Annotated in this window: 13 protein-coding genes; 8 read left to right on the top strand and 5 right to left on the bottom strand. The window is 34.9% G+C overall.

What is annotated here, in order from left to right:
• Window positions 1-133 precede the first annotated feature (133 nt).
• The 8 genes from ACFCT9_RS02595 to ACFCT9_RS02560 all read left to right on the top strand — a co-directional run bounded on the left by ACFCT9_RS02595 (window position 134) and on the right by ACFCT9_RS02560 (window position 7,829).
• Window positions 134-481 (top strand): hypothetical protein, encoded by a 348-nt coding sequence (locus ACFCT9_RS02595; protein WP_412520593.1) that lies wholly within the window; start codon window positions 134-136, stop codon window positions 479-481.
• Between the two features lie 201 nt (window positions 482-682).
• Complete coding sequence (nikA, locus tag ACFCT9_RS02590) at window positions 683-2,164, top strand: nickel ABC transporter substrate-binding protein (RefSeq protein ID WP_412520591.1); 1,482 nt, start codon at window positions 683-685, stop codon at window positions 2,162-2,164.
• On the top strand, window positions 2,164-3,147 hold the full coding sequence (gene nikB, locus ACFCT9_RS02585) for a nickel ABC transporter permease (RefSeq protein WP_412521607.1): 984 nt from the start codon (window positions 2,164-2,166) through the stop codon (window positions 3,145-3,147). The genes nikA and nikB overlap by 1 nt, the downstream gene beginning before the upstream one ends.
• On the top strand, window positions 3,144-3,962 hold the full coding sequence (gene nikC, locus ACFCT9_RS02580) for a nickel transporter permease (protein WP_412520589.1): 819 nt from the start codon (window positions 3,144-3,146) through the stop codon (window positions 3,960-3,962). The genes nikB and nikC overlap by 4 nt, the downstream gene beginning before the upstream one ends.
• Window positions 3,955-4,740, top strand: coding sequence for an ATP-binding cassette domain-containing protein (locus ACFCT9_RS02575; protein ID WP_412520587.1), 786 nt, complete (start codon window positions 3,955-3,957; stop codon window positions 4,738-4,740). Before nikC ends, ACFCT9_RS02575 begins: the two co-directional genes overlap by 8 nt.
• Window positions 4,733-5,428 carry an ABC transporter ATP-binding protein gene (locus tag ACFCT9_RS02570; RefSeq protein WP_412520586.1) on the top strand — a complete coding sequence of 232 codons (696 nt, stop codon included), beginning with the start codon at window positions 4,733-4,735 and terminating at the stop codon, window positions 5,426-5,428. The genes ACFCT9_RS02575 and ACFCT9_RS02570 overlap by 8 nt, the downstream gene beginning before the upstream one ends.
• 1,260 nt (window positions 5,429-6,688) lie before the next feature.
• On the top strand, window positions 6,689-7,066 hold the full coding sequence (locus tag ACFCT9_RS02565) for a hypothetical protein (protein ID WP_412520584.1): 378 nt from the start codon (window positions 6,689-6,691) through the stop codon (window positions 7,064-7,066).
• Between the two features lie 241 nt (window positions 7,067-7,307).
• Window positions 7,308-7,829 (top strand): HdeD family acid-resistance protein, encoded by a 522-nt coding sequence (locus ACFCT9_RS02560; protein ID WP_412520582.1) that lies wholly within the window; start codon window positions 7,308-7,310, stop codon window positions 7,827-7,829.
• 86 nt (window positions 7,830-7,915) lie between these two features.
• Here ACFCT9_RS02560 and ACFCT9_RS02555 read toward each other — a convergent pair whose 3' ends face one another.
• The 5 genes from ACFCT9_RS02555 to ACFCT9_RS02535 all read right to left on the bottom strand — a co-directional run bounded on the left by ACFCT9_RS02555 (window position 7,916) and on the right by ACFCT9_RS02535 (window position 13,362).
• Window positions 7,916-9,175 (bottom strand): aminoacyltransferase, encoded by a 1,260-nt coding sequence (locus ACFCT9_RS02555; RefSeq protein ID WP_412520580.1) that lies wholly within the window; start codon window positions 9,173-9,175, stop codon window positions 7,916-7,918.
• Between the two features lie 26 nt (window positions 9,176-9,201).
• Complete coding sequence (locus tag ACFCT9_RS02550; RefSeq protein WP_412520579.1) at window positions 9,202-10,458, bottom strand: aminoacyltransferase; 1,257 nt, start codon at window positions 10,456-10,458, stop codon at window positions 9,202-9,204.
• A gap of 312 nt (window positions 10,459-10,770) precedes the next feature.
• Window positions 10,771-11,517, bottom strand: coding sequence for a tryptophan synthase subunit alpha (gene trpA, locus ACFCT9_RS02545; protein ID WP_412520577.1), 747 nt, complete (start codon window positions 11,515-11,517; stop codon window positions 10,771-10,773).
• The gene (gene trpB, locus ACFCT9_RS02540) at window positions 11,510-12,739 is read right to left on the bottom strand and encodes a tryptophan synthase subunit beta (RefSeq protein WP_412520576.1); all 1,230 of its coding nucleotides are present in this window, start codon (window positions 12,737-12,739) and stop codon (window positions 11,510-11,512) included. The genes trpA and trpB overlap by 8 nt, the downstream gene beginning before the upstream one ends.
• A complete protein-coding gene (locus ACFCT9_RS02535; RefSeq protein ID WP_412520574.1) occupies window positions 12,736-13,362 on the bottom strand; it encodes a phosphoribosylanthranilate isomerase in 627 nt (208 codons plus the stop codon). Before ACFCT9_RS02535 ends, trpB begins: the two co-directional genes overlap by 4 nt.
• Between the last annotated feature and the right edge of the window lies 1 nt (window position 13,363).

The following is a 13,363-nucleotide window of genomic DNA, read 5'->3' as shown; positions in this document are numbered from 1 at the left end:
GTAAATTATACATCAAGCTTTATGTGAAAGCATCTTGCACAAGTTATGATTTGTTTCATGTTTCATTCGTTTTCCTGTACAATAGATATAAAGCAAACGATTAATTTCTCATAGAAATGAGAGGAGTAAGTATATGACGATTTTTGATATGCCGAATTATTTATGGATTACGATTGTAGCAGTACTCATCGTAACTGCCTTTTTCGGACTCGCATTAAGCAAGTGGGTAGCACCTGCCGTATTAACATTTGTAGTACTTGGCGTACTGGCATTCTTCCTTCCCAACTTTTACGATATTAAGTATCAACCTTTATTAGGATATGCCGCATTTATGGCTATTATCAGTTTGATTGAAAGTTTCTTAGTATGGTATTTCACAAGAGATTTCAGACGACGTCGTTTAGAGAAACGTCTTCAAAAAGAACTGCATGAACAAGAAGGCAGACGTTCTCGTATTCACGGATTCCGTCGAAATAAATAAGTATTTTATGTTAAACAAGGCTGTTAAACCAAGCAGGCTTGTTTTATTTTTTCTGCATTCTAATCCAACGCACTCTTCTTTTAAAATAGAAATTTACGTATTATAATTAAACAATAATCCTGATAGATAGAAAGGAAGTGAACAACATCTCAAAAAGATGACGTATTACTCTACATAACACAACTTATCTGAGATGTTTTTATGAAACGATTACTTACATCACTTGCTGCAGGTGCAGTCTTACTTGCGGGTTGCAGTAATAATGGAGGTTCCTCATCAGCAGATGACCAATTAAAAATTGAGCTTCCTTTAAAAACAACAACACTCGCACCGTATGATACAGATGTTCCTGTTACCATTGGTGCTGCTGAAACATTATTTAAAACTACTTCAAAAGGTGAGATTAAACCACATCTTGTGAAATCTTACGATCAACCATCAGATGATACTTTAACTTTCACTTTAAAAGATGGCATTAAATTCCAAAACGGTCATAAATTAACAGGAAAAGCTGTTAAAGAAAGTTTAGAACAAGGCTTGAAAAAAAGTGATCTGTTAAAAGCAACACTACCTATTGAATCTATTAACGCTGAAGGTCAGAAAGTCACGATTAAAACCAAAGGGGCTTATCCAGAATTAATTTCTGAACTTGCGAGTCCATTTACCGCAATTTACGATACCACATCAAAATCTGATATCAAACAAACACCGGTAGGTACAGGGCCGTATGAGATTAAAGATTTCAAACGCACACAACAAATCAGTTTGAGTCAAAATAAAGATTATTGGCATGGTAAGCCACAATTAAAATCAATGAAAGTAACTTTTAATGAAGATGGCAGTTCACGTACAGACCATGTGTTATCTGGCAGAACGGATGTTACAACAAATGTACCTGTCGATAAAATCAACAGTGTGAAGAAATCAGAAAAAGCCAAGTTAGAAAATACTTCAGGTTTCAGAACTTCTTTATTACTTTATAATCACACTAGTCCTAAAATGACGAAAGAAGTACGTCAGGCCTTAGACGCTGTCATTAATCGCCAACAAATCAGTGATAAAGTAGCAGATCATTATGCACAACCGGCCAATGGTCCATTTAATACAAAATTAGACTTTATTAAAGATAAAGCCATCCCAAAACAAGATATCTCTAAAGCTAAAGCACTTATGGAAAAAGCCGGCTATTCTGAGAAACATCCATTAAAACTGAATGTATCTTCATACTCAGGCAGACCAGAATTAACGAAAATCTTACAAGTCATCCAATCTGATGCAAAACAGGCGCATATTCAAATTAAAATTCAAAATGTAGATGATATTGAAGGCTTCTTGAAGAATAAAAAAGATTGGGATGCGTCTATGTATAGTTTTGGTACCATTCCTAGAGGAGACACTGGTTACTTCTTCAACATGGCATATAAAAAAGATGGTGCAGTCAATAAAGGCGCATATCATAATCCAAAAGTTGAACAATTAATTGAAACACTGAACCATACCGTGGATAAAAATGAACGCCATCAATTAACAAATGAAATATTAGAAGCATCAAAAGAAGATGTTCCAAATAGTTATATTCTTTATAACGATCAAATCAATGCGATGAATAAAAAGGTTGAGAATGTACAAACGACACCAGAAGGTATTTACCTGATTGACGAAAAGGTAGATAAACAGAAATGATAATTAAACAGTTACTCTCTAGAATAGGACAAATGATCTTAGTATTATTTGTCCTTTCTACTATTACATTTATCTTAATGAAACTTTCGCCTGGAGATCCGGTTAATAAATTGTTGCATTTGGATGTCGCAAATGTATCCCATGACCAGATTGAGCAGACCAGAAATCAATTAGGATTAAATCAACCCGTCATTGTACAGTGGTGGGAATGGTTTACACATATTCTGCGCTTAGATTTCGGAACAAGTCTTCAAACACAAGAACCCGTACTGCATGAATTGTTATTCTTTACACCGCCAACACTCATTATCGCAATGGGTACATTATTGATTACCTTAATTCTATCTTTAACACTTGGTACGTTGGCAGCTGTTTATTATCACACATGGATTGATCGTACGATTCGTGTTCTGACTTCAGCATTTGTCTCCATTCCTTCATTCTTTTTAGGGATGGTGCTGATTTATGTCTTAGCACAAACATTAAATCTACTGCCGGCTGCAGGTATTGATACACCAGCTGGTTATATCTTGCCAGTTATTGCTTTAAGTATCGGATTAAGTGCATATCATATTCGTTTAATGCGTTCGACTTTAATTGATTTATATCGAATCAGAGAAGTTAAAGCTTCACGCGCACGTGGTATGTCAGAAAGCTATATTCTATTCAAAGACATCTTTAAACCCGCATTGATACCTGTTATTTCTATTATTGGTATGTCCATTGGTGGTTTAATTGGCAGTACCGTAGTCATTGAGAATTTATTTGATATACCAGGCATTGGTTATTTCTTAGTTGAAAGCATTAGCTCAAGAGATTATCCCGTCGTTCAAGGGGCTGTCTTAATGATAGGTGTCTTTGTGGTAATTGGGAATGCGATTGCTGATATCATTATCTTATTCTTAGATCCGACACAACGATATAAACACTTGAAATCCAAATCGTTAGGGTCGCGCAGAAGAGAAGGGCGAGTGAAACAATGATGAAACTGACCAAACAAAATAGCATCTTCTATGTTTTCATTATCTACCTGCTTTTACTCGTACTTCTGCAGTTTACAGTAACCAATAACCAAGCTTTAACGGTGCATTTAAATGATGCCTTACAAAATCCAAGCATGAAACATTGGCTTGGGACAGATGATTATGGCAGAGACTTATTTGCGCGCTTAATTATCGGGGCGCGTTACACCTTAGCGATTACATTATTAACCATTGTCTTAATCGTCATCATCGGCGTACCGCTTGGCTTAATCGCAGGTTATCGCAAAGGTATTGTAGATACAGTAATTATGAGAATTATTGATGTTGGCTTAGGTATTCCTGATTTTGTATTGATGATCGCATTTGCGAGTTTCTTTAAACCAAGCATTTGGAATTTAGTGATTGCGATAACTATCATCAATTGGATGACCTATACCAGAGTTACACGCACCATTGTTAATACTGAAATGAATAAGAACTACATTAAACTTGCGCGCTATTTCCACGTACCAGGTTACGTGATTATCTTTAAACATTTATTACCGCAAGTCCTACCTTCAATTATCGTCTTGATGATTGTGGATATCGGTAAAATTATCCTTTATATTTCATCACTTTCATTCCTAGGCTTAGGTGCACAGCCGCCTTCTCCAGAATGGGGTGCTATGTTAGCAGCAGGCAGAGACTTCTTTACGGAACATCCAATTATGTTATTGGCACCTGCGACATTGATTTCTATAACGATATTACTCTTTAATTTAGCAGGAGATGCTTTAAGAGATCGCCTTACAGAAAGAAGGGATATTCATGACTAACATATTGATGCAAGTGAATGATTTGAATATCACCGATAATCATCAACAATCTTTAATACATGATTTAAATCTCGCCATCATTGAAGGTAAAGTAAATGTCTTAATAGGAGAAAGTGGTTCTGGCAAAAGTTTGACTGCTAGTACGCTGATTGGCCAAACCCCAAGAACATTAAATGTTATGTATGACGCCCTTTATTTTGAAAATAAAGCCATCCATGATATTAGACCTTTATTAGGAAAACGTATTGGTTATATCTCTCAAGATTATGCGCATAGTTTCAATAATCATACACGTTTAGGTAAACAATTAAACGCAATCTATCGTTCACATTATCCTGTGTCTAAACAAGAAGCGTTTCACCATATTGAACGTGCATTGGAATGGGTCAATTTAGACAGTAAAGAAATCCTGTCAAAATATCGTTTCATGTTGTCAGGCGGGCAATTAGAACGACTTTATATCGCAAGCGTCTTGATGTTGGAGCCTGACTTGATTATTGCGGATGAACCTGTCGCATCACTCGATGTACTCAATGGCCAACGGATTATGAAGCTGATTAAGCACTTAGCTGAACAACATAATACCACTTTACTCTTAATCACACATAACTTAACACATGTGATTCAATATGCAGATGAAATCAATGTCATCAAAGATGGAACGATTATTGAAAATGGCCCTGTATCACAGTTTAAAGCAGGCAATGGCTCTGACTATACAAAACACTTGTTAAACGCAAGAAGCCGCTTAATACGAAAGGAAGATACGCATGATTAAAATGAAACATCTAAGTTTTGCATATGATAAAGAAGCTATCCTTAAAAATATCAATCTCACAATACAAAAGGGCGAATTAGTAGGGATTATCGGGGAATCAGGCTCTGGTAAAACAACCTTAATGAATCTTTTGCTCGGTGATTTAACTCCAAGCCAAGGCACTATTGATATTAATACACCACGTATCTTGCCGATTTTCCAACAAGCAACACAAAGTTTTAATCCTAAATTGACGCTTGAAACGTCATTGAAAGAACCTTTAAAGTACTATGCGAATGCCGAACAGTCATTCAATCAAATAGTCCTTCCTTTAATGACACAATTAGACTTAGATCAACAACTCTTGACCCACTATCCAGATCAAGTCAGTGGGGGACAATTACAGCGTTTTAACGTGCTTAGAACCGTCATGTTGCAACCAGATGTATTAATTTGTGATGAAATTACTTCCAGCTTAGATGTAGTTGCCGAACAAAAACTGATTGAAAAGTTAAAAACAATTCATCAACAACAACGTACAACGATGATCATTATTTCTCATGATATTGCCATGTTAAACCAAATTGTGGAACGTATGATTGTGATTCAAAATGGTCAAATTGTAGATGACTTCAAAACTAATCAGTTATTTGATGAAGCACGTCATCCATATACGAAGGAATTAATAGATGCATATCATGAAAACTAAATCACACATAGTGTATCCAGGTGTAATAGGCATCTGGATACTTTTTATGTAATATCTTAGATTATGTAAACTAAAAGTGCGTCTCACAAATCAACACATTCACCAAATCCTTAAACCAACTTTCTACATATACTTAATGACATGATCTGCGTTATAGCCAAAAATCACTAAAATCAAATACATAAAAACGGCTGTTTTGGTTTATAATTTGAACAAGTTCAGACTAAATAGAACGAATCCAAAAATAATTGAGGTAACCCTAAACAAAGCTAACAAGTATCAGTAACAAAAACACATCAACGCATATAATAGAGTATAGGTAAAACCACTTCTCCTGCTCAATACATAACTTCCTATAATATATATTATGTAAACTAAAAGAACGAAAAGAATATTCCTATATAGCTACCTCGCTTTTATGCTGTATTTTACTTCTATAATGATTAATTGACTTAAGTTATTGTCTGCAGTCATTAACGATCAATTCTTTAAACCAATTGTTGTTAAACTGACTTAACTTAATGCTCGTGAAACTTCGGCTCAATTCATATTATCAAATCCTAAGTTCAAATCTCATATCAGCATAATCAGAAAATCAGTTTTATCATGACTAATAGTTTTGTAACGTCATTAGTATTTATCCGTCATATCTGATTCTCATTGCAACTCAGAGCGTTTCTCAGCATCTTATTTTATGATAATTATCTGATTTATGTTCATACGATTTATCTTTACCAGTATTTGAATCAATCCAGTTTAAACATCATTAATCGTATCATTTCGAATAATGTTACTTAACATCATCTGTATAGATAGTCCGTAATGATAATTCTCAATGCAATACAGACCGTCTCTCAGCACTTGTATATTCCAATAATAGTACTTAAAAGATTTAAAACAATAATTACTGAACTTACTCAATCAATCCTTATATGCAATGAACTTAAATACACTTTTTACATTTAGTTTACATAACATAAATACACTAAATTTTTCCGCTTAATCTTATAAGTCTATTGAACCATCTAAATATCACGTTTTTAATTCTTTTAAGTTGATTTACATCCACTGATAACTCTCTTCAAACCACTTCGCAGTCTGTCTATCTAGCAGTTTGACACCCCTCAAATTTTTCTGATCCTTTATTCTCCTATATTCTTTACAATTCTATAAAAACGAAATACAATACTCTTATATACAGACTAAAATCCACTTTTAAATTAAAACCATGCCCCTACAACAGCGAAAGGATGAACAATCATGAATTCACAACACGCCCTCATTCCACTTCCTCAAAATTATTCTGAACTTTTCACTATTTTTGTGACACGTAATGAATTTCTCCAATTTGAAAAACGTATAGACACTCAATTTTTAAATGTAAATGAAAAAATTGACACACTCGACAAAAAAATTGATGAAAGATTTGATACGCTCGATAAAAAAATTGATGAAAGATTCGACACGCTCGATAAAAAGTTTAGCGATAAATTCGATACATTTGACACGAGAGTCACTAGACTTGAATCTAAATTTGATGAATTCCAAAAAACTTCAAATACTCAGTTCAAATGGTTAATCACAACTATGCTTAGCATGATTTTAGTCGTTCTAGGTGTATTGTCATACTTCATATAATAGCTGCTAGAAAGTTCTGATTAGTTAAGCATGCAATAAATCATCTTCTCTTGTTTAACAATAATCCTTTCTTCAAATATGAGTACTATCTTTTTCGCATAGTTTAAATGTACCTTTATTATACAATTATCTATTTTTGTTGATTATCATCTTATTCCTATAGTTTTTGATTTTTTTAGCATGTATTTATTCGTATAATGGGTATATATAAATAACATGTTTTTGAAAGAGGTGTTGATTATTGTCTACTAATCATATTAGATGGTCTAGTCTAGTCATCGGTTTATTATTCGCAATAATCGGTATTTTAAGTGTGAGCTTCCCTGTTGAAAATTTAACAGTCATTACTTGGCTCTTTGGAATTTTCTTCATTATTAATGGGATTGGCGAACTATTCTTCAGACGTTTAACAAAAGCATTTGTTGGTATTTCCAGCGGATGGTTGATGTTGACTGGTATACTTGATATTATTTTCGGTATTTTGCTTATTGTCTTTACTGATGCTGGACAAGCCGCAATTGTTTACATGCTTGCATTCTGGTTTATTTTCGCATCAATTTTAGGTATCTTTACCGTTACACCTGTAGAACGTACGAATAAGGCATATCACTTTTTCTCAATACTTGTGAATATTATTGGTATCATTGCAGGCATTATCTTATTGTTTAATCCATTAATTGGTGCTTTTTTAATCGCCTTCTTTGTCGGCGTTACATTCCTATTAATCGGTTTAAACTATATCTTTGATGCGTTTGCACATTAATTAAAACAGCAAAAAACGTGCTTTCTTCTCTACTTTGAAGAAAGCACGTAATATTTAAGATAGGTTGCGTTTTAAAACGTGACCTATTATTTTTTTACTTTTTGACGGATATTATTCAATGTATTGAAAATCCAGTATTTCACTTTTTGAATCGGCTTATAGAAGTCCCCGATTAATTCTTCAATTTGTACGTTGAATCCGCGTTTGAAGCGGTAAACACCATAGTCTTCACTATCTTCAGTGAAATCACCTGATAAACCATAGAAATTATAACGATCATAACCATGTTCAAAGCAATAGTTAATCATAAACCAATGCATCATATATGGTCCCATATATTGGTTATATTTCTCTGAAGAACCACCTGAAAAATAGTTAACTTCATACGCATTTGCGAAATAAACACCTGACGCCAAGTCTAAAATTGAACCGTCTGTTTGGCGTAATTCGCTCGCTTTCAATAGTTCTTTTTGATCATGCTCAATTTGTTTGTCGAGTTCTGATATTTTCTTCAATTGTTTATCAGATTTGTTTTCTTTCGCCATCATTTGGTCACGGCGACCTTCTTTATCATTTAATGACTCTTGAAGTGACGTGATGTACTCGTCTAAATCGATATATGCTAATGGAATTAATACTTTATCATCATAGTGTTCAATAAAGTTTTCGAAGTATTCGTCTGTTTTTGAGACGAAACCAGCACGTTCTTCAGTTTCACGGTATAATTTGAAGAATTTATCTAATTCATCTTTACCTAAGAAACGTACTTTCACACCATAATTGATTGCCTTGTTGATGTTACGTTTACGTTGGCTGTCGAATTGTTTTTTTAGAGAAGCTGGTGTTTCATCTTTAAGATCTAATACACCCATCCAACGTACTTGACTTGATGTGTCATATTGTGTCGTAAAGCCATGATGATGATAGCCATGTGATTTGAATAAGTTTACAAGTGCATCATTTTGTTCACGGCTTGGGAAAGGATTTACGTCTTTATCATAAAGTTGATAAATCCAATAGGGATCTAATTTAACATATAAACAATTATGCTGACGCAAATACTTCTCTAACTCACGTAAATAAAATTCTACAAGACCTAAATCGCTATAGTCCATCACAGGACCACGGTTTGAATAATAAACATAACTGCCCATTGTAGGAATTTTAGAGAATAAACTTGCTGCAATCACACGGTTGTCGATGTCTTTAATCCCTAATAATACAACTTCAAAACCGTCTGCTTCTCTTGTGCCGATATTTTCTTTCGTTTGAAAATAATGGCTTTCAAGCGATGGATTCTGCACAAAATTGTCATATTCTTTTACTGTCAACTCTGTAAATTTCATTTCTTTATTTCCCTTCTACCTTATGTTTATCTATCTTTGATTTTCTTAAGCGTCGTATACAGTTTATACATCGGCTTGTTAATCGGTGCAATAAAGTCTCCAACATATTCAATTACATCTGCATTAAATCCTTTTTTGAACTTCACAACGCCCGCATCTTCGGCATCGTCTGTAAAGTGGCCGCTAATGCCATAGAAGTTATAACGATCAATGCCATGATTAATCGCATAGTTAATCATTTCCCATTGTACCGCATAGCTTCCTGCAAAGTGACGAAATTCATTAGCTGTTCCACCTGCATAATAAACTACTTCAAATGGATTAATAATAAAGAAACCTGCTGAAATTGGTAATTCATTACCATGTTTTTGTTGTAAATCACGTGCTTCAGCTACTTTTTGATGATGTGCTTCTAATTGTTGTTCAAGGTTTTCTTTTTTACGTGAAGCTTTTTGATTTTCAGGATTTTTATTTAAGTCTTTTTCAGCTTTGTTGATTTCTTTTTCTAAATTTTTCTGTTCAGCATTCAATTCATTGATATACTCTTCGAAATCAATGTAAGCCATCGGTACTAAGACACGATCTTTATAATGCTTTAATCTATGGTAATAGAAATCATCTTCACGATCATCAAAGTCTTTCGCTTCTGCAGTATCTTCCATGAATTTACGGAAAATGTGCATTTCATCTTCACCTAAGAAGCGGACTTTTACACCGTTACGTTTAACTTTTTTCGTATTACGCTTACGTAAGCTGTCCATCCCTTTTAATACATCTTGGGGTGTTTTATCTTTTAAATCTAATACGGAATGGAAACGGATTTGAATAATCGGATCAAAGCCTGTTGTAAAGCCTTGATGGCTATAGCCAAGCTGTTCCATTTTGTCAAATAGCCAATCATGTCCGGCATTACCCGTAATGTCTCCATCATGGTTGCGATATTGATAGGGTAAATAAGGATCGACTCTTAAATATAATGCATTGTATTGTTTAACATATTTCTTTAACTCTCTAAAGAAGTAATGAACTAATTCTTTATTATCATAATCAATGACCGGTCCACGGTTTGAATAGAAATATTTAAAGAATTTCATTACTGGTACAGCTGTAAGTAAACATACTGCAATGACATTGTCATCATTGTCTTTTACGCCGACAAGATGTGTTTCTGTACCTTCTGCAACTTTCAATTCATAGTTACCTACCATTTGTGTGAAATGGCTATATGGCATTTTATCTGTAAATGCTCCAAATTCAGCTGTAGTTAAATTGGTAAACTTCATAATTTCAATAACTCCTAATTCATATTCTCTATCTTTTAATTTCTCATTGGTATCAAATTTCAATCTTTATTATTATACAATACCCAAAAGGAAAACTAAAATTGAAACCTTTCATTTCTGTTGTATTGTTATGTATGTTAAGCAAGAATCCAACTTCTTACAACTATTCTGGTTCGCCTTTCATCAGTACAACGTGTAATAACTCTACTTATCTATCATAACACGCACACGTACCTAACCGTTATTAAAACAATCAGATACAATGCAAAAATCAGAGCCTGTGATAGGCTCTGATTTGTAAACGTTTTATGGTTATACAGTTGTTTTATTTGTATCTAATGCTTCACGGATGCTTTGTAAATAGCTTCTTGTTGTGGCTTCTTCATCATTTGCGAAACGTTTAACAATTTCACTGCCGATGACTGCACCATCCGCAAAACGTGTCACTTCTGCGACTTGTTCTGGTGTTCTAATACCAAATCCAGCTACAACAGGTACATCAGCTTTTTCTTGAATCAATGCGATTTTTTGTTGTAATTCTGGGTGGAATGCACCATTATCACCCGTTGTCGCATTCATTGTTACGGTATAGATGAAGCCTTCTGCATGTGCTGCGATTTGTTCAATTCGTTCATTTGAAGCAGTCATAGCGATTAATGAAATAATATTGACTTTACGGTCTTTGAAACGTGCTTTTAATTGTTCCGCAAGTTCAAATGGTAAATCTGGAATAATTAAACCATAGACCCCTGCCTCTTCACAATCTTGAAGGAAAGCAGCTTCTCCATAATGTAAGATGACGTTATAGTAAGTCATCAATACATATTTAGAACCTTTTAAATCATCTTTGTGCGCTTTTAATTCATCTAAAATTACACGTGCACTCATGCCTTCTTTAATGGCTTGGTTGCCTGCTTCCATAATAGTCGGACCATCTGCAACGGGATCAGAGAATGGAAGGCCGATTTCTACAATATCTGCCCCTTCTTCTTGTAAGACTTTCAAGTTTTCAATAAAGTGCTTGTTACCCATGATATAAGGAATAAATAGTTTACTCATGACCTTCACCTCGTTCTTGTGTATATTTACGAATCGTATCCATATCTTTATCTCCACGGCCTGATACAGTCACCACAATAATTTCATCTTTGCCCATTGTCGGTGCTAACTTTTCTACATAACTTAATGCATGGGCGCTTTCAATCGCAGGAATAATACCTTCTGCTTTTGTAAATCTGATTAATGCTTCCATTGCTTCTTCATCAGATGCGCTTGGATACTCAGCACGACCAATATCATGATAATAACTGTGTTCAGGTCCAATACCTGGATAATCTAGGCCAGCTGAAATTGAGTGTGCTAATCCGATTTGACCATTGTCATCTTGTAAGAGATACATTTTTGTACCATGTAAGACGCCGACTGAGCCTTTACCGATTGCTAAGGCGTGTTTATCTGTGTCTTCACCTTCACCTGCAGCTTCAACACCATATAATTTCACATCTTTATCTTGTACAAATGGATAGAATATACCAATAGAGTTAGAACCGCCGCCGACACAAGCCACTACAGCATCAGGTAAACGACCTTCTTTTTCTAAAATTTGTGCTTTGATTTCATTGCCGATGACACTTTGGAAATCACGTACCATTGTTGGGAACGGATCAGGTCCTAATGCTGAACCTAATAAATAGTGTGTATCGTCAACGTGGCTGACCCAATATTGCAGCGCCTTGTTCACCGCATCGGACAATGTACCTTGACCCTCTGTGACCGAAACCACTTTTGCACCTAATAGTTCCATTCTGAATACGTTAAGCGCTTGACGTTGGATATCTTCTTCTCCCATGAAGACAACCAGTTCCATATCGAAGAGCGCTGCCACAGTTGCACTGGCCACACCATGTTGTCCTGCACCTGTTTCTGCCACTAATTTACGTTTGCCCATACGTTTGGCTAATAGGGCTTGACCTAACGCATTGTTAATTTTATGTGCACCGGTATGGTTTAAATCTTCACGTTTTAAATAAATTTTTGCGCCGCCGAGTTCTTCTGTATAGGATTTCGCATAAGTTAAAGGTGTTTCACGACCGACATAATCTTTTAAATAGTAGTCTAATTCCTTTTGAAATTCTGGATCATTCTTTGCTTCCTCATAAGCTTGTCTTAACTCTTGAATCGCAGGCATTAATGTTTCAGGAACATAACGTCCTCCGTAATTGCCAAAGAATCCAAGTTCATCTACTTCAGTTTGAATAGGTTGTGTCGTTTTATTCGTCATATTTCTCTCTCCTTAATATAATTCGAAATTTGTTTCATCATTTGCGGATCTTTTCGTCCTTGTACTTCAATGCCACTTGCGATGTCGAATCCAGTTGTTTGAATATCAAGTTGTTCAAATTGTTGAATCTTCTCTAAATCCATGCCGCCTGCGACTAAATACGGAACATCCGTAAGTTGTTTAAGTAATTGCCAATCAAATGATTGTCCTGTTCCTCCGTAATGAATTGACGGCGTATCGATAATGAATAAATCCACTTCATCTTGATACTGCTCAATGGCTTCTACTAAGTTCTCATCGGCAGGAAGTGCTTTATAGCGTTGGATATTAGGATAGTTAATGCTGCACCATCGTAGTAGTGCAACATCTTCATGTCCGTGAAATTGAATCGTGTCAATTTGTGTGCGTTCTATAAGTCTAGAAATAATTTCTTGTGTCGGATTTACGACAACTGCTACTTTATGAATAGTATCTGGCACAAGTTGTGTTAAGTGTGCAATTTCCTCGATACTTTGGTGACGCTTGCTTTTTGGATAATGTATAAATCCAATCGCATCTATAGGATTCTCTATGGCTTTTGTGACATCGTCTTCTGATTGAAATCCGCAATATTTTATAAACATG

The sequence above is a fragment of the Staphylococcus simulans genome, from assembly GCF_047037175.1.
In the GTDB taxonomy this organism is placed as follows: domain Bacteria; phylum Bacillota; class Bacilli; order Staphylococcales; family Staphylococcaceae; genus Staphylococcus; species Staphylococcus simulans_C.
This window is presented reverse-complemented; position numbering and strand designations above follow the sequence as displayed.

What these genes read in the sequence shown, in the direction of transcription:
- ACFCT9_RS02595 (WP_412520593.1), top strand. Translation starts at nt 134, where the DNA reads ATGACGATTTTTGATATGCCGAATTATTTATGGATTACGATTGTAGCA.
- nikA (WP_412520591.1), top strand. Translation starts at nt 683, where the DNA reads ATGAAACGATTACTTACATCACTTGCTGCAGGTGCAGTCTTACTTGCG.
- nikC (WP_412520589.1), top strand. Translation starts at nt 3,144, where the DNA reads ATGATGAAACTGACCAAACAAAATAGCATCTTCTATGTTTTCATTATC.
- ACFCT9_RS02575 (WP_412520587.1), top strand. Translation starts at nt 3,955, where the DNA reads ATGACTAACATATTGATGCAAGTGAATGATTTGAATATCACCGATAAT.
- ACFCT9_RS02570 (WP_412520586.1), top strand. Translation starts at nt 4,733, where the DNA reads ATGATTAAAATGAAACATCTAAGTTTTGCATATGATAAAGAAGCTATC.
- ACFCT9_RS02565 (WP_412520584.1), top strand. Translation starts at nt 6,689, where the DNA reads ATGAATTCACAACACGCCCTCATTCCACTTCCTCAAAATTATTCTGAA.
- ACFCT9_RS02555 (WP_412520580.1), bottom strand. Translation starts at nt 9,175, where the DNA reads ATGAAATTTACAGAGTTGACAGTAAAAGAATATGACAATTTTGTGCAG.
- ACFCT9_RS02550 (WP_412520579.1), bottom strand. Translation starts at nt 10,458, where the DNA reads ATGAAGTTTACCAATTTAACTACAGCTGAATTTGGAGCATTTACAGAT.
- trpA (WP_412520577.1), bottom strand. Translation starts at nt 11,517, where the DNA reads ATGAGTAAACTATTTATTCCTTATATCATGGGTAACAAGCACTTTATT.
- trpB (WP_412520576.1), bottom strand. Translation starts at nt 12,739, where the DNA reads ATGACGAATAAAACGACACAACCTATTCAAACTGAAGTAGATGAACTT.
- ACFCT9_RS02535 (WP_412520574.1), bottom strand. Translation starts at nt 13,362, where the DNA reads ATGTTTATAAAATATTGCGGATTTCAATCAGAAGACGATGTCACAAAA.